Genomic DNA, 18,642 nt, shown 5'->3' with positions numbered 1-18,642 from the left:
GCTTTTTGCTTGTGGGGACGTTCAGCGCTGATTGGCGTAAATCATGTCCCGCACGCGCGGGTAGATGTGCTGGTTCCACTTCTTGCCGCTGAACACACCGTAATGGCCCACACCGGTTTGGATATGGTGGGTGCGCTGGCTGGGTCGCACGTTGCTGGCCAGATCCTGGGCGGCCATCGTTTGGCCTACCGAGCAGATGTCGTCGCGTTCGCCTTCTACCGTCATCAGTGCGGTGCGGCGGATGGCGGCAGGGTTGACGATGCGGTCTTTATAGGTCAGCACGCCCCGGGGCAGGTCGTAGGTTTGGAATACCTTGGCCACGGTTTCCAGGTAGAACTCGGCGGGCAGGTCGTTTACCGCCAGATATTCGTCATAGAAGTTGCGGATGGTGTCGGCCTTGTCGATATCGCCTTCCAGCAGGTATTTGTACATATCCTTGAACTGGGCTTTGTGGCGCGCCGGGTTCATGCTTAAAAACGCACTCAGCTGGATGAAGCCCGGGTACACCCGGCGCATGAAGCCCTTGTGGGGCAGGGGCACGTGGGTGATCAGGTTTTTTTCAAACCATTCGATGGGCTTGCTGGTGGCCAGGGTGTTGACCCCGGTGGGGTTGATGCGGCAGTCCACCGGGCCCGCCATCAGCGTCAGGCTGCGCGGCTGGCAGGGGTTGTCGTCCTCGGCCATGATGGCGGCGGCGGCCAGCGCGGCCACGCAGGGCTGGCACACCGCCACCACATGGGTGCCGGGGCCGATGGCCTCGATGAAGCGGATCATGTGCTCGGTGTAATCGTCCAGCGAAAAACCGCCTTCGGTCAGCGGCACATCGCGGGCGTTGTGCCAATCGGTAATGAAAACATCGTGGTCTTGCAACAGGGTGCGCAGGGTTTCACGCAGCAGCGTGGCAAAGTGGCCCGACAGCGGGGCCACCAGCAGCACCGGGGGTTGGTCGGCCATGTCCACTGCGTCACCGGTGCGCTTGAAATGCAGCAGGCTGCCAAAGGACAGGGCGAGGGTGACCTCTTCGCTCACGGCCACCTCCACATCCCCCACTTTGACCGACGTGATGCCGTAGCCTGGCCGTGCATGCGTGAGCCGCAGCCGTGAAAACACGTCGCAGGCGGCGGCCATTTTGCGCACCGGGCTGTTCTCTGTGTCTTTGAACCAGAGGGCTGAACTAAGGCCTTGTGCCATGAGGCGCAGTGGCGACATCAAGTCGGATTGGAATTGGTAGGCCTGGTAGAGCATGTGTGTTGTTCCTGACTTGGTGCGGGGTGTGCACCAACTACAGGCAAGTTACGGGCCAGTTACTGCGGGTGGCATGTGTTGCGATGCGAATGGGTCGGTGCGCAGGATTTGGCACAGCCCTTGCTCAACACTTTTACAACACAAGGAGATCCCATGCGCAAAGCAGAGTTGACGATCAGTAGCAAAAACTACGGTGCCTGGGCCCTGCGTGGTTGGCTCGCCGCCAAATTTGCGGGACTAGAGTTCACCGAGCACGTGGTCTCGCCCGATGATCCGGCGATGAAGGCCGAGATGATGTTGCTGTCGTCCTCCATGTTGGTGCCCTCCTTGCAGCACAACAAAATCAAGGTCTGGGACACTCTGGCGATTGGTGAATATCTGAATGAAATCAAGCCCAAAGCCGGTTTGCTTCCCGCCGACCAAGCCGCCCGCGCCCACTGCCGCGCCATCTGCGGTGAGATGCATTCGGGCTTTTCGTCGCTGCGCACCGCGCTGCCGATGAACATCAAGGCCCACTTCGCTGAATTCAAAATCTGGTCGCGCGCCCAGAGCGATATCGACCGGATTGTGGAGATCTGGAAAGAGTGCCTGGCCAACTATGGCGGCCCGTATCTGTTCGGCGAGCAAGTCGGCATGGCCGATGCCATGTACGCCCCGGTGGTCACGCGCTTTTTGACCTACAGCGTGGCGCTGGACCCGGTGTGTGCCGCCTACTGCCAGCGCATCATGGCTCTGCCCGCGATGCAGGAGTGGGTGGCCGAGGCGCTGAAAGAACCGGATGAAATCGACGAGTTGGATGCCGAGTTTTAAGGAGCCCTAGGCCCAGGGCGTCGGGTCGGGGATTGCACATACCGGTTCCACGTCGATCGACTTGAAATCGGCCGGCGACACGATCTCCAGGTACTCCATATCCGGCGAGTAATCGAACAGGAAGTGGCGGATACCCGGGCGCTGGTGCACGCAATCGCCCGCCTGCACCAGCGTCTCTTGGTCCTCGTACATAAAGCGCGCCCAGCCCTTGAGCATGATGACAATCTGGAAATCCGCCTCATGCAGGTGCCATCCCGTTCCCTTTTCTGGGGCCATGTTGGCCTTCACCAGGTGCGCAATCACCTTTCCGTGCGTGGCCTCGGCAACCCCCAGGTCGCGGTACAGAAAAAAGTCGCGCAAACCGCCTTGCACGAAGTCGGTATCGCCGGATTTGATGTGGGAAAACGCGGTCGTACGGTGCTCTGGCATGGGACTCTCCAATTTAAATGTGGGTAGACGCGGTCGCATAAGCATGAACCGTTCCCAGCGCCGCGCAGGAGGCCTTGGGTCGGGGATAATCAGAGGCTATGAGCGGAAACACCTTCGGAACCCTATTTGCAGTCACCAACTTTGGTGAATCCCACGGCCCAGCCATCGGCTGCGTGATTGACGGCTGCCCGCCCGGCATGGCCTTGTGTGAGGCCGACATCCAGGCCGACCTGGACCGCCGCCGCCCCGGCACCAGCCGCCACGTCACCCAGCGCAACGAGCCCGACGCGGTGGAAATCCTGAGCGGCGTATATGAGGGCAAAACCACCGGCACCCCCATCGCGCTGCTGATCCGCAATGCCGACCAGCGCAGCAAAGACTATAGCGCCATCGCCCAAAGCTTTCGCCCCGGCCACGCCGACTACACTTACTGGCACAAGTTTGGCATCCGCGACCCGCGCGGCGGTGGCCGCTCATCCGCCCGCCTGACCGCGCCCACCGTGGCCGCCGGAGCCGTCGCCAAAAAATGGCTGGCCGAAAAATACGGCATGGTGTTTCGCGGCTGCATGACCCAGGTCGGCGACCTGGTGATTCCGTTCGAGAGCTGGGACCACGTGCCCCACAACCCCTTCTTCGCCCCGGTAGCCGACGTATCGGCACTGGAAGACTACATGGACGCCCTGCGCCATGCCCAAGACTCGTGTGGCGCGCGCATCCGCGTCACCGCCACCGGCATGCCAGTGGGCCTGGGCGAGCCGCTGTTTGACAAGCTGGATGCCGACATCGCCTTTGCCATGATGGGCCTGAACGCCGTTAAAGGCGTGGAGATTGGTGCCGGTTTTGCCAGCGTGGCCCAGCGCGGCAGCATGCATGGCGACTCGCTGTCGCCGCAGGGCTTTAAGTCGAACAATGCAGGCGGCGTGCTCGGCGGCATCAGCACCGGCCAAGACCTGGAAGTGTCCATCGCCATCAAGCCCACCAGCTCCATCACCACCCCCCGCGAAACGATAGACACGGCAGGCAACCCCACCGAAGTCATCACCAAAGGCCGCCACGACCCCTGCGTAGGCATCCGCGCCACACCGATCGTGGAAGCACTGCTGGCTCTGGTAGTAATGGAGCACGCCTTACGCCAGCGTGCGCAGAATGCCGATGTGGTGCAGGCGGTGGGGCCGATTGCGGCATCGGCGGGGTGATGCGTAGGAATTTGTGCGCAGCGGTTGTTTAGCGGACAACTGCGCTCCTTTGAACTATGGGAGAGGTGATCACAAGCAACGGATTCGTCAACAGCCTGCTGACTAAGTGCATCACCAAGGGTAATGGATGGCTGGCATTGGATATGCCACCGGTTTACGCGTCCGATCTAAATCCAATCCTCAGGTTATGTTCATTGGGGTGGGAGTATCCCAAGAGGGTGTTAAAGCTCTGCATGTGTATCTGGTTTACAACAGACTAAGTTGCGCGAACTGGATGTTACGAAAGATAAGGTAGTTGGCCTGCATGGTATCTGTGCGGCGGTTGCTAAACATGACGTTTAGGTGACCTCGCGTCTGACATAATAGGATTCGATAGGATGGCCGTACTGGTTAAAAAGTCAGGTGGCAGATATGGAATTTAAAGCCCTACTATTAAGCGCCTTAAATGGTTAAATAAGATGTTTATAAAAACGCTCGGTGAAGATGATTTTTTCAGTTTCCAAGATAACTACACTCAGACATGATTTCTGAAGTTGCGACACACAGCAAGGGCGGAGTTGAAAAAGGTCTTGCAGACCACAATCCCTCCAATGATCTTTTTTTGGGTATTGCTGCCTATACAGTTTGGGGAACACTTGGCTGGCATGATATCCGTCAACGTTACCGTCGTTCCGTACTTGGCCCCTTCTGGTTTACGCTGAGTACGCTCATTATGGTGGTCGTTTTGGGATTGCTGTATTCGCAGTTGTTGCATCAGGAAATTAGTACTTACTTGCCTTATTTGGCTGTTGGCCTTGTTGTATGGCAGTATCTGGCCTCGGCGGTAAATGAGGGGTGTACATCATTCATTGGCTCTGCTTATCTGATTAAGCAGATACGGTTGCCTCTTACTGTACATGTATGTCGAATCGCATGGCGTAATTTTGTTATTCTTCTGCATAGTTTACCGGTGGTGATACTTACACTGCTGATGTTTGGGCGTTGGCCGACTACCGAGATACTTTTGCTGCCATTTGCATTGCTTATTCTTTGGTTGCAGGGGGTATGGATAGGTGTTGCATTGGGTGTGCTCTGCGCACGCTTTAGAGATATCGCGCCCATTGTTACAAATCTCGTACAGGTCGCCTTTTTCTTTACGCCCGTGATGTGGTCGCCGGACATATTGGTAGATCGCGCCTGGGTGGCTGAACTTAATCCACTCTACCATTTAATTGAAATTGCGCGGGGCCCAATTATTGGTCGCCCAGTTCCCTTGGAGTCTTGGGTATGGGCTATTGGGCTTCTAGTCGTAGGATTTATTTTTGCGCAATTTTTGATGAAACGGTATCGCAATCGCGTGCCATATTGGTTGTAATAACGTGAGTACTTCAATTGTTGCCAGCGGGTTGTGTGTCGAGTTTCCAATTTATGAAAATTCACACCGCTCTCTCAAAAAAGCCGTTTTAAATATTTCTACCGGTGGAAAAATTGGCCAAGACACGGGTAAGCACTCGATCGTTACCGCACTGGATAGTTTGAACTTCCGGTTTGAAGAAGGTACGCGAGTGGGACTGTTGGGGCACAACGGTTCGGGCAAGACAACTTTGTTGCGAGTCCTATCCGGGGTTTATGCGCCTGTGCGTGGCCAGCTCAAGGTGACAGGGTCGATTGCATCGTTGTTGGATGTGTCCATGGGGCTCGATCCGGATGCCACTGGTTTTGAAAATATCTATCTCCGGGGTATTCTGGACGGATTGAAACCTGCCAAGATACGTTCCAAAATTGACGAGATTGCAGATTTCAGCGAACTTGGCGATTACCTCAATCTACCCGTGCGTACGTATTCCAGCGGCATGATGCTGAGGCTTGCGTTTGCAATTTCGACCAGTATCGAGGCAGACATCATCATCATGGATGAGTGGCTTAGCGTAGGTGACGCAGCATTCAGTGCCAAGGCCGCTATCCGACTTGAAAGTCTTGTGGGTAAGGCTTCGATTCTTGTGGTGGCATCGCATGACCCAAGTCTTATCCAGCGTATCTGTAACCGCAAGATCACCATTGAGCATGGGCGGATTATTTCGGATGAGCCAGTAACGACTGTAGTTGACGCATGATTAGTGCAGACCATCCGGTTCTTCGTGCAGGAGAAATTGCATTCTCCTACCAGCCGCTCAAGTTACTTAAGGGGCTGTTCAGCGCCAACATTGCATATCCGTACGCTGAAAAGCGAGAGCATCGTGAAGTTCGCCCCAAACTTGAAGACCTGAGACGCTTTTATAGCCAAGACAAAGCCCAGCGCCGCAGCATCGCTACCAATCGCTTGGCCGATGCCCTTGGTTTTGCCGGAACTTCGGTGCCTTATTACCGAGACCTTTTTGCCCAGCACGCATTCAATCCCGAGAAGGTCCGCGCGGATGTCCGGTACCTGAATGATCTTCCCTACTTAACCAAAGACATTATTCGCGAACAGGGCGACCGCATGCTGTCGCGCGCGCTGAACCAAACTCGCCACCACATCTGCAAGACGGGTGGTTCAACTGGGCTGTCATGTGTCATTTATTACGATCAGGAAGGTGCTGATTATTCGGCCGCTGTTACCTTGTATGCGCGGGAGCGCATCGGCAAACGCAAGTACAAAACAGAACTGCATTTCGCCTGTCGCTTTCCTGATGCCACTGTGCCCCAATGGCCTACGCGCGAAGACTTCAAATGCTTTGCGATGAACCGCAGCAATATTTTTTTCAGCAGCGTCGATGATGATGGGCTAGAAGAAATATGGCAGACACTTCTTCGCCGTCGCCCCTACTTGGCGCACGCACACCCCTCCACCATTTATGCTTTGGCATGTTATGTGGAGCGTAAATACGGTGGAGGTAAAGCCTTTGAGGTTTTTGAGTCTAGCGGTGAATTGTTGGAGCCTTATCAGCGAGAAGCTATTAGCCGTGCGCTGCGGTGTCGTGTTGTAGACCGTTATGGCCTGGCGGAGTTGGGGGTTGTTGGTTACGAACTGTCTGGCGCAGGTAATGGGCAGCAGGTGCTTGAGTCTGAAGCCTGGCCAGAGTCATTTGAAGTAGATGGTGCGGAAAACGGTGAACATGAACTGGTGTTTACCGGGTTTCGCAACAAACTCATGCCACTCATTCGCTATCGTACTGGTGACCTTGCCAAGGTGGGAGATGGCCCCCAGGGGTTTTTCTTGACCAACGTGGTTGGGCGCATACACGATCTGGTGCCCATCAATGGCGTCGATCATCCAACACACCATATCCAGGACATGCTGGATCATCGTGTGGGCGGTATCCAAGAGTTTCAGATAGACCTTCGATCAACACCGCCTGTACTGAAAATCGTGCCAGAGGTGTTTGCTGATAAAGAAGAAATACGCCGTAAGGTCACCAGTTTTTGGAGGCAAGGTTTTGAGCTACAGTTTGTAGACCACGACGCATTTGTTCGAGTTGGCCGTCACGCTAAATTCAGGCATGTCGTTCATCCATGATTAATGTCATTTGCCCGGGCTCACGCGCCCAAGCGGGAGAGGTTGTTGCTCTTGCATTCGTGCGCAGTTGCAGCACCCATCTGGTGACGCGCTCATCTATCAGCCAGATGGCCTCTCCGGTCCGGGTTGACACATCCTGCTGTTGGGTTCTCATCGACCCTCTGAACGATTGGGTCGACAGCATCATTGCCACATTGGGCGTCACCAACAGTAAGGTCATTGTTTTTGGTGCTTTGCCGCCCAAGTTGGCGCAGTATTTAAATGTTGCAATATCACCTATAAGCGACGCATTGGTGGATGCCGCAAATTGTGCCCCAGCCCTTTCTGGCCGGTTTTCGCAAAGTGCGGCTGCTGTGCGCTATACCGCTGCCTTGGGCAGCAAGGCGTCTCCTGTGCAAGAGCGGCCATTTCTGCGATATGACTTTACCGACGAGTGGAACAATCTGGGCTATGGGCCCATCCACGTGGATGCAACGCATTCTTCCATTTGGGCATTAGCGCAAACTGCCGCTGCCCCTCTTTCCAACGTGATTGCCGAAGTGCACGCCAATCACGTAGTTTTGAGTACCTATGCTGGGGTTTGGGACACTCCCCAAAGCAGCCTGCTGTGGTTTAACCGTGCGGTAGGTCCGGTGGACTCGCAGGAGTGGGCCTTGGTCGAACACTTTATTGCCAGCTACCGATCTGTCGATTTGTCTTGTTGGCCGGTGCTGCGCGAAATACCGTACGGGTTTGATGCTGCCGTCACCATGCGTTTGGATTGTGACGAAGATGTAGAGTCTGCTCGCCCGCTGTGGGAGGCTTACCGTGCGCTGGGTGTGCCGTTTTCATTGGCACTCCACGCCAAAGTGTTAGCTGACACTATCCACCATACATTGCCCAAGGAAGTACTGGCCCATGGCGGTGCGTTACTGTCACATACTGCTACGCACGCACCCGACTGGGGAGGTAGTTACGAGGCTGCATTTATTGAAGGCACTGCCTCTGCGGCATGTATTGATGATGCCATTGCCTATCGGGTCAAGTATGCGGTGTCTCCATTTCACCAAACGCCAGGTTATGCCCGTGCTGCATTGGCTGACGCAGGATATGCCGGTTGTATCGGTGGCATCATCCGCAATGATCCAGATTTTTTGACAGCGCGCTCCGGCCAAGTGCCCGCAGCGGGTGAAGGCTTTATTGGGCACAGCCAACAATGCATGCTGCATGGTGACTGCGTACTACAGGATGCAGATCCACACGCAGTATTCAAGCAAGCGTTTGACATCTCTAAAGCGGGCGGTGCCTTCTTTGGCTATCTAGACCACCCGTTTTCACCCAGGTATCAATATGGGTGGCAGACAGAAGCGCAGCGAATTGAGTTCCACCAGGTGTTTATTGCCTACATGAAGCAGACAAAGAACGTGTTGTTCTGTAACGAGACCGACGCAATGGACTTTCTGCACTATCGCGCCTTTATAAAGCTATCAGTTACAGGCGCTCAATATGCAATAGCTCCTGGTGCCAAGGTGACTCCGTGGGCAGTTGCTGTTGAATATCGCGGTAACCTGCTTGAGGTCACGGAAGATGGTGTTCTGTTATGAAGTTGATGGTCATTTTTGGCACCCGTCCAGAGGTCATTAAGCTTGCGCCTGTCATTGCGGAGGTTCAAAAGCATCCTTCAGCCATCAACTTAATCGTGTGTTCTTCTGGCCAGCATCGCCATATGCTGGACCAGGCGCTGGCCGTTTTTGGTATCACCCCGCAGGTGGACTTGTCGGTCATGCAAGAAGGCCAAACTTTGGCCGGATTGACTGCCAAGCTCGTGGAACGCGTGACAGCCGCATTGCTTGAGCACCGCCCTGATGTGCTGATGGTGCAAGGAGATACCACCACGGCATTTGCATCCGCATTGGCTGCGTTCTATTTGCGCATACCGGTTGCACATGTAGAAGCCGGCTTGCGCACTGGTATTTGGGATAGCCCGTTTCCAGAAGAGTTCAACCGTGTTGCCATTAGCCGCATTGCAAGCTGGCATTTCGCGCCTACCCGTAGCGCGGCAAACTGCTTGCACGCAGAGGCAGTAGATCCGGCAAAGGTTTTTATCACCGGCAACACCGTGGTGGATGCCATTGGCATGGTTCAACGTCGTTGGGCGGAACCGGGCCATGAGCACAAGTTTCCGGTGTACTTTGAAAACAAACGCATGGTGCTCGTCACCACGCATCGCCGAGAAAACTTCGGACAAGGCTTAGGGCAAATTTGTGCCGCTATCAAAATGCTATGTACCCATCATCCGGAAGTCGGTTTTGTGTTCCCGGTGCACTTGAATCCTGAGGTACGCAAGGTGGTGTTCATGGAGTTGGACGGATTGCCCAATCTGAGGTTGATTGAACCCGTGGACTTTGAAGCCAACCTGCATTTGCAAAGCCAGTGCGCACTCATCATCACAGACTCTGGCGGCATACAAGAAGAAGCACCAAGCTTCGGCGTGCCGACCGTTGTGATGCGAGAACACACAGAGCGTAGTGACGGCGTTACGGCAGGTTTTGCCACTTTAACCGGTACAGATACGCGTTTGATTGTTTCTACTGCGGAGCGATATTTGGGTAACCCTGGCCTGAAAGCCGAATTGCAGCAAAGAGGCAACCCCTACGGCGACGGCCTTGCCAGTCAACGTATTGTTGGCATACTTTCGGGCAGCAACGTAGAGGCCTTTAATGGCTGAACCAGAATCACCCAACACCAAAGACTGCGTGTTATTTGCTACGGCAGACTGGGATACCCCCTATTGGACCAACAAGCAGCATACGGCTCACCACCTCGCACTTGCGGGATACCGAGTTTTGTATATCGAGAGCATAGGCTTGCGCGCGCCCACCATGAATGGGCGGGACCTTAAGCGTATTTGGCAAAGGTTAAAGCGGGGGCTGCGACCCGCAAAACTGGTAGAGCCTAATGTGTGGGTTATGTCGCCACTGGCTATACCCTTTAAGCAACACTTGCCGATGGTTCGGGCGATCAACCAAGGCTGGCTCAGAACACGCATAAAGCTGTTTATGCTGCGTCAGGGTTTTAAGTTACCCATGATCTGGACTTACCACCCTTTCATGCGGGAAACGATATCCAAACTACCCCATGGCAAGCTCGTCTATCACTGTGTTGACGACCTGTCGGCTGTACCCGGCATTGATCCTATGGGCTTCAATCAAGAAGAGCAGCGGTTGCTGGCTGAATGCGCTGTGGTATTTGTTACCAGCCTTGCGCTTAAAGAAAAATGCGCACCGTTTAATGCCATTACGCATTATTTTTCTAATGTTGCAGATTTAGACCATTTTGGCCGTGCGCATCACCCTGGCACATTGCCGCCAGATATTGCTGCCATACCGTCGCCACGAATCGGCTACGTGGGGGCACTATCGGACTTCAAAGTGGACTTTGCACTAATGCGGAGCGTGGCTATTGCTCGGCCGGATTGGCATTGGGTGGTGATCGGTGCAGAGCGCGAAGGGCAGCAAAGTCCTTTGGTTGAAGCATTGCGTGCATTGCCGAATGTCCACTTTTTGGGGGACAAACCGTATGCTGTATTGCCCGACTATCTGCGTGGTTTCGATGTCGGCACGCTTCCAACGTTGATCAATGAGTACACCCGATCGATGTTTCCGATGAAGTACTTCGAGTACCTAGCGGCGGGGGTCTCGGTGGTGAGTACGTCACTAGAATTCACGAAAACCAATCAGGCCGGTCTACTGGTGGCAGACACGGCAGAAAATTTCATCGTACAAACAAATGCCCAACTGGTTCGCGGCCGTCTCACTATCCTGGAATCCCGCGAGTTTGTCGGCGACAACACGTGGGCGGCGAGACTTAAAAAAATGCTCGAACTACTATTTGCACATCCATGACAACTCCTACGATTCAAAAAATGCCAGGCCAATACCAGGAAGGGCCTACCGCGAATGTTTAACGGTAAAAAACCAGGGGTCAACTTTTTTGGCCCTTCTGAGACTGCAGACGGCATTGGTCGCGCTGCGTCACTGAACCTACAGTGCTTGAGTGGTACGGAGTTCGGCGTAGAGAAATTTGTGTTGTCTCGACCCGTTGCCCTGCAAAAGACCAGCCAGTTGGTCATCACTGACGTGCTGGTCAAAAGTCTGCCTTACAAGATTAACTACTTTCACTTCAGCGCACGCTGGGTTCCTCACTACTTTGCGCAGCTGTCTGCCGGTGCGCTGGATGGTTTTCACAACATCGGCTACTGGGAATGCGAAGTTCCCGATATTCCCGAGCAATGGGCTAAGCAGTTTCGGTTTTTTGACGAGGTGTGGACAGGTTCAGCTTTTTGTCAGCAAGCCATGTCTCGGTCATCCAACATCCCTATCCTGCTGATGCCTCATCCCATCGAGGAATTTTCGGTCACCGATCGAATGATCGATCGCAGGGCTGGCGTCGATTGCGGAGTGTTTTCATTTCTCACTATTGCCAACGTCTATAGCGATGCAGAACGTAAGAACATCCTGTTCACCGTTCGCGCTTTCCTCAATGCTTTTGGCGACCGCCAGGACATCAGGCTGGTTGTCAAGATCAGCAACCTGGAATACGACGCGCTGCTCGAAGCCAAGCTTAAGTCGATAAGCGAAAAGCACCTTAATGTCCTGGTAGTCCCCGGGTATGTCGAAAACGAAGTGATCCATGGCCTGTATGACGAAACGGATGCCTATGTTTCGTTGCATCGGGCAGAAGGCTTTGGCTTCACTATCTCGGATGCCATCAGTCGTGGCATCCCTGTGATCACTACGGGCTACTCCGGTAATGTTGACTTCTGCGATGGTGCCGACACCATGCTGGTCGCCTACAAACTTCGAGAGATCGGCCACGAACGTCTTCGTTACAAAAAACAAGACACGTGGGCCGAACCAGATATGGCATCCGCAACGCGATGCTTCGTCGATATGGTTGAGTGTTACGGAGAGCGTTTGATTTTCGCTGACCATGCAAAGATTCGCGTAAATCATGACTTTTCCTTGCGCAGCGTAAGCAAGCTCATGCAAGCCAGACTCTCATTGATCGACAGACAGTTCAATTTTGACAATGACCTTGATGGCCGCGTTCTGGACCACGAAGTCGGCGTCAACGAAACATACGGCTTCTGACCATGAACATTTACCTGTTGCGACACGGAATCAGTGTCTCCAACGAAAAGCGCATTGTTTGCGGAGCGTCTGACTACCCACTTTCCATACGCGGTCTAGCCCAGGCCGTAGCCATCTGCACTGAACTCGACAAGCTGACCTTTTCCCGCATCTATTGCTCGCCGCTGCAACGCGCCCAACAGACCATTGCGCACCTGAAGCAACAGATCACAGTTACATCGGTTCCTGCACTGGTCGAGTTGGACACTGGCGACGTGAGTCACATCACCGTGGCTGAGTTGTATGCGCACTCTCCGCGCTACCAGTACCAAGGCCTGAGTCCGGACCTCAAATACCCAGGTGGTGAATGCCTCAACGACATGATGTCCCGTGTCACCGGCTGGTTCGACCATGAAAAGAAGAGCTGGACCGATGACGAGGACATACTGATCGCAGGGCACGAAGGCACTGTGTGCGCCATCCTGCATCACCTGCTTGACCTCGATATCAGCAACTACCCCACGTTTGCCATTGGCAACTGTGACCATGTCCACATCCATGTGGCAGCTGGCGGGCAGACACGGTATCGCTTCGTTAATTTCGACGATCCGACTTTGAGGGCCATGCCATGAAACGTATCTTGCTGACGACTTACCCCGGCGCCTACCTGTACCACGGTGGCGGTGAGCGGGAAATCTTTCTGCTGCGAGACGCCTTGAATAAGGTTGGCCTTATTGCGGACCTTTACGGCCCCGATTCACGTCCGGTTTCCGAATACGACACTGTGATTCATTTCTCCCTAGCGGGTGGTACTGAGCAGTTGCTAGACCAGTTAGCGGGAAACGACCGCCAGATGATTCTGTGGCCGAACCTATGGTTTGTAGAAGAACCGTCAAAAGACACCGTGGCACACGTGCAAAAATTGGTAAACCGATTTGACGTGATGGTGTTCAAGTCCAATGCTGAATGTATACACTTTAAAAAGTACTTCGCTATTGAGGATAAAAAAATTATTTTTGTGTTGCCGGGGGTTTCGAATGAGTTCGCGACCGCCAAGCGGACCACGCTCTTCACAGACGTCTATGGTGTGAAGGATTACATATTTTGGCCCGGTATCATCGAGCCACAGAAAAATCAGCTGAAAGCCATTCGGGCACTTTCTGATCTAGATGTCCCTTTGGTCATAGCGGGTAGTGTTAGAGATAAGGCTTATTTCAAACTTTGTCGTGAAAGCGCCGGAACAAATACGATATTTGTTCCGGAAATGCCTTTTGGCTCCGAGATCTATATTTCAGCACTAACAGGTTGCAGAGTATTCTTGGAGTTACCCCTAGACTTTCCTGGTGTTTCCGCTGTGGAGGCCTACCAAGCAAATTGCGAATTGATTCTTTCGGAGTGTGATTGGTCAAAAGAATTTTTCAATGAGACGGCTACGCTCGTAGATCCAAGATCAGAGATCGAAATACGCCAAACTGTACTACAGTATTTGGAGAAGATACCTGAAACTGTTTTTCGAAAAAAATCAGAAAATTTCCTTCTTCCACGTGCTTTCTCCAATCTTTACGATTACTTAGCTCAAGAACCTCGCACCTAATAATGCCGACAATTTTTTATGATGTGACGGAGATTTCACGCCTGAATAGAAAGACGGGAATTCAGCGTGTCACTTGGGAAATATACCAAGCATTAGAAGGCATGATGTCACTTGGACCTTGGAAAATAGAGCCAGTGATCGGTAGCGCCGGTTCAAAGAACTTTTATAAAGCCGATATCGATACAAGGGCAGAAAACTTCTTAGCTACTGTCGACAAGATCGCTATCTACCCGTCATCTTTGGATATATTTCTGGGGGTCGATCTTCATTACAAAATAGAACCAGAACTTGTGTCGGTGCTTGATAGCTATAGAAGTAATGGATGCTCGATATTCTTTGTTGTCTATGATATTCTTCCTATGACACATCCGGAACTATTTTCCGTCAGTGATAAGTGGTTTGGCAACGAAGACTTCCTGGCTCAATTTATTTTCTGGCTATCTGCTGCCGCGACCTTATCCAGTGCATTGATCTCCATTTCTAGTACCACCCAGTCTTACGTTGAAACTTGGCTTGATAGGCAGCTTATTTTCAAAAATAAACGCCCACGTTTATCTCACTTTCGGCTGGGTACCACTCAATCACAACGCCTCGAAAAACCACACACAACCCGGCTTATTAGTGCCTTTGAATCGATAACGACATTTCTTATGGTCGGAACGCTTGAACCCAGAAAAGGGCATGCACTGGCTCTCGATGCTTTTGATTTACTCTGGAGTGAAGGGGGGAAACAAAAACTTGTGGTTATTGGAAAACCTGGCTGGAAATCCGAAGCACTGATACTGCGGATTAATACCCATCCCCATCTGGGGCGAAATCTTGTTTACATGGATTCGGCTACGGACGAAGAGCTTGCCTACAGTTATATCAACGCGAATGCCCTTTTATCAATCTCTGAAGCCGAGGGTTTTGGGTTGCCGAACATTGAGGCTGCGTCATATGGTTTGCCAATACTGGCACGGGACATTAATGTATTTAGGGAGGTCTGTGGTGAGGGTGCCTACTATCTGCCAAATGATTTAAATTCAGGCATCCTAGCCCAGCACTTGCAAACTTGGATTAAGCTTGCTGCTGCAGGTCATGCACCGTCCTCTCTCCATGTAAAACTGCTTTCATGGCGAGCCAGTGCGCTTGAGTTACTCAATGCGATGAACGTAAAAATTTGATGCATGCCCATAGCATGTCTGCCTTAGATTATAAAAATGAATATTCTATTTAATACCTATCCGATGGCATTTCATACTCCGGGCGGAGGTGAGGTTCAATTAAAATCCTATCAAAAATATCTTCCAAAGCTTGGTGTGTCTGTCGAGTTATTTGATCTTTGGAATCCGCGATTCCATGAGTTCGATCTTGTGCATTTTTTTTCTTGTATTTCCGGTAGCCAGCAGTTTTGTGCGTATGTAAAATCACTTGATATACCACTTCTGATATCGCCAAATTTATGGATTACTGAAAAAACTAAGCATCTTTATCCGATGGAGGAAATTCGTAATCAACTGCTTACGGCTGATCTAATCGTGACGAACTCAAATATGGAAGGAGACAAACTGGCTCAGATTTTTAATATTCCGAGAGAACTATTCGCTACCGTATACAACGGTGTAGACGAAGATTTTTATTCCTATGTTACTCCCGATCTGTTTCGAAAATATTTTGGAATAAATGGACCTTTTGTCTTGAATGTTGGAAATATTGAACCAAGAAAGAATCAGTTAAATTTGATTCGCGCTATGAAGCTGTTGCCTGAGTATACGCTGGTACTGATTGGATATAAGCGTGATATAGAATACGCAAATGCTTGTATTGAAGAGGGCGGTGCGCAGTTGCGTTACCTTGGCGCGTTACCACATGACTCTGAATTGCTGCGGTCTGCATATGCAGCTTGCAGCTTATTTGCGTTACCAAGCACCCTAGAAACCCCTGGACTAGCTGCGCTAGAGGCTGCAGCGGCGGGCGCTAAAGTTGTGGTGACTTCTGAAGGCAGTACGAGAGAGTATTTTGTAGATGCGGCTGAGTATGTTGCACATGAAGATTATGAAAATATCGCTAGAGGTATTAAAAATCTCTTAGAAAAAGATAAATCCTTAATTAATAATGATTGTCTAAATTCTTCATTTACATGGACTAATGTTTCGGCTACATTAGCTGGATTGTATAAAGCTGTTAAATCGGGGGAGATAGGCGGTCGATACATTTCAAAATTTCATGCTATTAAGCAAAATTTTAATGAGTATTATGCCTGGGGGCAGAATTTAGTCGAATTTGACTCGCCAGCGGGGCGTCTATACTTTATTTGGCGCTCGTTAAGCGGTGCAATAGTTAATGTTTATATTGATGGACGACTAGCTTTTGAAAAATTGGAGGTTGGAGCGGCGTGGATAGAATTTCGCCTAGATCTATTGGTACATACCGAAAAAGACATTATTCATGTAAAAATTGATGCAGGCCCTATTTCGGAAGAAATTAATAGTAATACGCGGTTTTTGGGTGTCGATATCAAAGACCTTGCATCGGTGCATTGGACTGCGCTTGAATTAGATAATTTGATACGAGCAGACATTGCTTGGAATAGATCGAGTAATAGCTCCCTAGAGGAGGCGGGTCCGATTAAATTGGACGTGAAGAATAATGCGCTCATCTCTAATTTTTACCCCATCGAGAATGATGGAAATAATTTTTTCGCGTGGGGTAAATATCATATTGAGTTTGAATGGCCAAAGGGACGCCTATGCTTTTGGTGGCGTTCAGCGAATGGAGCTTCAGTTCAAATTTCCTTAAATGGAGCTTCAATTCTAAATCCAATTATGGTTGGAAAAGAATGGTCGGAGTTCACGTTAAATCTAGCTGCTGAAAATTCAGATTCTGAAACCATTCATGTGCAATTAAATGTTACCCCCACAATACTTCCCGCTAATGGTGACTCTCGGGAATTAGGTTTCGCTCTTCGTGATGTTATTTTTTTTCGTGAAACCAGTTTAGATAAAATTCTGCTAGCGAGTTCTATTTGGAATAAGTCAGATCTAATCTTGGATACGGAAACACGATCAATCCATGAAAATGAGAACAATGAAAAAAATTTGACCGGATTTTATCCTATAGAAAAGAACGAAAACGGATTTTTTGTATGGAGTAAGTCTCATGTTGAGTTTGATTGGACAGCAGGCCATCTGTCCTTTTGGTGGCATTCAGCTAGTTTAGCTTCAGTCCGAATTCGCTTAAATGGAGTGTCAATTCCAAATCCCATCATGGTGGGGACAGAATGGTCTGAGTTTACGTTAACTCTAGCTGCTGAATCTACAGAGTCTGAAAAAGTTCATGTCGAGATCGATGTCACTCCTGAGATACCCACGACTAGTGGTGACTCTCGTAAATTGGGTCTCGCTATCCGCGATGTTGTTTTTTTTCGTGAAACCACTTTAGATAAAATTCTGCTGGCGAGTTCTATTTGGAATAAGTCAGCTCTAATCTCTGATATGGAAACTCGATCTATCCATGCAAATGAGAATGATGAAAAAACTGCGACCGGATTTTATCCCATAGAAAAAGATGGAAATGATTTCTTTGTATGGAGTAAATCTCATGTTAAGTTTGATTGGCCAGCAGGCCATCTTTCCTTTTGGTGGCATTCAGCGAGTTTAGCTTCAGTTCGAATTCGCTTAAATAGAGTTTTAATTCCAAACCCCATCATTGTGGGGACAGAATGGTCTGAGTTCACGTTAACTCTAGCTGCTGAATCTACAGAATCTGAAAAAGTTCATGTCGAAATCGATGTCACTTCTGAGATATTCACGACTAGTGATGATTCTCGTAAATTGGGTCTCGCTATCCGCGATGTTGTTTTTTTGTGTGAAACCACTTTGGATAGGATTCTGCTGGCAAGTGCTGTTTGGAATAAGTCTGCTCCTCTCATGCAAAAGGGAGTTCAATCAATCTCCGAAAATATGGACGATGACAAAAATTCGTCTGGTTTTTTTCCTATAGAAAGAAATGGAAATAACTTTTTCGCGTGGAGCAAATATCGTATTGAGTTCGACTGGCCGGTGGGCCATCTTTGTTTTTGGTGGCATTCAGTCGATGACGCTACAGTTCGCATTCAAGTGAATGGAAAGCAGCATCTTGATGTAATCAAGGTTGGAAAAGAATGGACCGAACTCACACTACCTCTTTTTGCTGATGATATTTACTCTAATAGCGTTCATCTTCAAATGGATGTGATTTATGTAATGCCGATAGTGCATGGTGACACGCGTCAGTTAGGTGTGGTGATACGTGACGCTGCATTTCGACCCAAGACTGAACTCGATAGAATTCTAATTGCAAGCTCTATTTACAACGAATCCAATATTCAAATTTCAGAGACGGCTAGTCTAGAGCAGTCGGCCGTGATAGAGCAAAAATTATTTTTCGGGTTTTATCAGATAGAAAAAGATGAAAGTGATTTTTTTGCCTGGAGTAAATATCATGTCCAATTTGATTGGCCCGCAGGTGATTTATCTTTTTATTGGCGTTCCGCCAGCGGAGCTGCTATTTACATTTTTTTAGATGGCGAACTTGTCTTTGACTGTATAGAGGTTGGATCCGACTGGACTGAATTTATCTTAAATCTTCCCGTCAAAAAGGCACTGCCTGGAACTATTCACATCCAAATGAATGTTACTCCAGCTATACCAATTGTCAATGGTGATGCTCGTTACTTAGGGGTTGCCATAAAAGCCGTTAGGTTCGCACCGAGTTCGCTGCCTTTTGCTAATTTGGCGTCCAATTTTAATTAGGAATGAT

15 protein-coding genes are annotated in these 18,642 nt (G+C 50.5%); 13 read left to right on the top strand and 2 right to left on the bottom strand.

Annotation, left to right across the window (positions count from 1 at the left end; genetic code table 11):
• Positions 1–21 precede the first annotated feature (21 nt).
• Positions 22–1,245, bottom strand: coding sequence for a polyhydroxyalkanoate depolymerase (locus AC0969_RS17770; protein ID WP_479625491.1), 1,224 nt, complete (start codon positions 1,243–1,245; stop codon positions 22–24).
• A gap of 153 nt (positions 1,246–1,398) precedes the next feature.
• Here AC0969_RS17770 and AC0969_RS17765 point away from each other — a divergent pair, with 153 nt between their 5' ends.
• Positions 1,399–2,055 (top strand): glutathione S-transferase, encoded by a 657-nt coding sequence (locus tag AC0969_RS17765; protein ID WP_479625490.1) that lies wholly within the window; start codon positions 1,399–1,401, stop codon positions 2,053–2,055.
• A gap of 6 nt (positions 2,056–2,061) precedes the next feature.
• On the opposite strand, the gene AC0969_RS17760 is transcribed toward AC0969_RS17765, so the two are convergent.
• The gene (locus AC0969_RS17760; RefSeq protein WP_479625489.1) at positions 2,062–2,484 is read right to left on the bottom strand and encodes a cupin domain-containing protein; all 423 of its coding nucleotides are present in this window, start codon (positions 2,482–2,484) and stop codon (positions 2,062–2,064) included.
• Between the two features lie 98 nt (positions 2,485–2,582).
• Between AC0969_RS17760 and aroC the strand changes: the two genes are divergently transcribed.
• The 12 genes from aroC (at position 2,583) to AC0969_RS17700 (ending at position 18,635) form a co-directional block, all read left to right on the top strand.
• Positions 2,583–3,680, top strand: coding sequence for a chorismate synthase (aroC, locus tag AC0969_RS17755; protein WP_479625488.1), 1,098 nt, complete (start codon positions 2,583–2,585; stop codon positions 3,678–3,680).
• Between the two features lie 520 nt (positions 3,681–4,200).
• Positions 4,201–5,034: an ABC transporter permease gene (locus tag AC0969_RS17750; protein ID WP_479625487.1), complete on the top strand. Its 834-nt coding sequence runs from the start codon at positions 4,201–4,203 to the stop codon at positions 5,032–5,034.
• Positions 5,035–5,038: 4 nt separating this feature from the next.
• Entirely contained in the window at positions 5,039–5,773 is a 735-nt protein-coding gene (locus tag AC0969_RS17745; protein ID WP_479625486.1) for an ABC transporter ATP-binding protein, read from the top strand.
• Positions 5,773–7,155, top strand: a complete 1,383-nt coding sequence (locus AC0969_RS17740; protein WP_479625511.1) for a phenylacetate--CoA ligase family protein — start codon at positions 5,773–5,775, stop codon at positions 7,153–7,155. Before AC0969_RS17745 ends, AC0969_RS17740 begins: the two co-directional genes overlap by 1 nt.
• Positions 7,152–8,738: a polysaccharide deacetylase family protein gene (locus AC0969_RS17735; RefSeq protein ID WP_479625485.1), complete on the top strand. Its 1,587-nt coding sequence runs from the start codon at positions 7,152–7,154 to the stop codon at positions 8,736–8,738. The genes AC0969_RS17740 and AC0969_RS17735 overlap by 4 nt, the downstream gene beginning before the upstream one ends.
• Positions 8,735–9,862, top strand: coding sequence for a non-hydrolyzing UDP-N-acetylglucosamine 2-epimerase (gene wecB / locus AC0969_RS17730; protein WP_479625484.1), 1,128 nt, complete (start codon positions 8,735–8,737; stop codon positions 9,860–9,862). The genes AC0969_RS17735 and wecB overlap by 4 nt, the downstream gene beginning before the upstream one ends.
• The gene (locus AC0969_RS17725) at positions 9,855–11,039 is read left to right on the top strand and encodes a glycosyltransferase (RefSeq protein ID WP_479625483.1); all 1,185 of its coding nucleotides are present in this window, start codon (positions 9,855–9,857) and stop codon (positions 11,037–11,039) included. Before wecB ends, AC0969_RS17725 begins: the two co-directional genes overlap by 8 nt.
• A gap of 54 nt (positions 11,040–11,093) precedes the next feature.
• A complete protein-coding gene (locus AC0969_RS17720) occupies positions 11,094–12,287 on the top strand; it encodes a glycosyltransferase (RefSeq protein ID WP_479625482.1) in 1,194 nt (397 codons plus the stop codon).
• A gap of 2 nt (positions 12,288–12,289) precedes the next feature.
• The gene (locus AC0969_RS17715) at positions 12,290–12,898 is read left to right on the top strand and encodes a histidine phosphatase family protein (protein WP_479625481.1); all 609 of its coding nucleotides are present in this window, start codon (positions 12,290–12,292) and stop codon (positions 12,896–12,898) included.
• Positions 12,895–13,860 carry a glycosyltransferase family protein gene (locus tag AC0969_RS17710; RefSeq protein ID WP_479625480.1) on the top strand — a complete coding sequence of 322 codons (966 nt, stop codon included), beginning with the start codon at positions 12,895–12,897 and terminating at the stop codon, positions 13,858–13,860. The genes AC0969_RS17715 and AC0969_RS17710 overlap by 4 nt, the downstream gene beginning before the upstream one ends.
• A gap of 2 nt (positions 13,861–13,862) precedes the next feature.
• Positions 13,863–15,026: a glycosyltransferase gene (locus AC0969_RS17705; protein ID WP_479625479.1), complete on the top strand. Its 1,164-nt coding sequence runs from the start codon at positions 13,863–13,865 to the stop codon at positions 15,024–15,026.
• A 36-nt stretch (positions 15,027–15,062) separates the two neighbouring features.
• The gene (locus AC0969_RS17700; RefSeq protein WP_479625478.1) at positions 15,063–18,635 is read left to right on the top strand and encodes a glycosyltransferase; all 3,573 of its coding nucleotides are present in this window, start codon (positions 15,063–15,065) and stop codon (positions 18,633–18,635) included.
• The last annotated feature ends 7 nt before the right edge of the window (positions 18,636–18,642 follow it).

This window comes from Rhodoferax sp. LB1P47, from assembly GCF_056521445.1.
The sequence above is the reverse complement of the archived record's forward strand: the minus strand, read 5'-3'. Positions and strand labels throughout refer to the sequence as shown.

Coding starts and splice junctions, on each gene's coding strand:
- AC0969_RS17770 (WP_479625491.1), bottom strand. CDS start 1,245: ATGCTCTACCAGGCCTACCAATTCCAATCCGACTTGATGTCGCCACTG.
- AC0969_RS17765 (WP_479625490.1), top strand. CDS start 1,399: ATGCGCAAAGCAGAGTTGACGATCAGTAGCAAAAACTACGGTGCCTGG.
- AC0969_RS17760 (WP_479625489.1), bottom strand. CDS start 2,484: ATGCCAGAGCACCGTACGACCGCGTTTTCCCACATCAAATCCGGCGAT.
- aroC (WP_479625488.1), top strand. CDS start 2,583: ATGAGCGGAAACACCTTCGGAACCCTATTTGCAGTCACCAACTTTGGT.
- AC0969_RS17750 (WP_479625487.1), top strand. CDS start 4,201: ATGATTTCTGAAGTTGCGACACACAGCAAGGGCGGAGTTGAAAAAGGT.
- AC0969_RS17735 (WP_479625485.1), top strand. CDS start 7,152: ATGATTAATGTCATTTGCCCGGGCTCACGCGCCCAAGCGGGAGAGGTT.
- wecB (WP_479625484.1), top strand. CDS start 8,735: ATGAAGTTGATGGTCATTTTTGGCACCCGTCCAGAGGTCATTAAGCTT.
- AC0969_RS17725 (WP_479625483.1), top strand. CDS start 9,855: ATGGCTGAACCAGAATCACCCAACACCAAAGACTGCGTGTTATTTGCT.
- AC0969_RS17720 (WP_479625482.1), top strand. CDS start 11,094: ATGTTTAACGGTAAAAAACCAGGGGTCAACTTTTTTGGCCCTTCTGAG.
- AC0969_RS17715 (WP_479625481.1), top strand. CDS start 12,290: ATGAACATTTACCTGTTGCGACACGGAATCAGTGTCTCCAACGAAAAG.
- AC0969_RS17710 (WP_479625480.1), top strand. CDS start 12,895: ATGAAACGTATCTTGCTGACGACTTACCCCGGCGCCTACCTGTACCAC.
- AC0969_RS17705 (WP_479625479.1), top strand. CDS start 13,863: ATGCCGACAATTTTTTATGATGTGACGGAGATTTCACGCCTGAATAGA.
- AC0969_RS17700 (WP_479625478.1), top strand. CDS start 15,063: ATGAATATTCTATTTAATACCTATCCGATGGCATTTCATACTCCGGGC.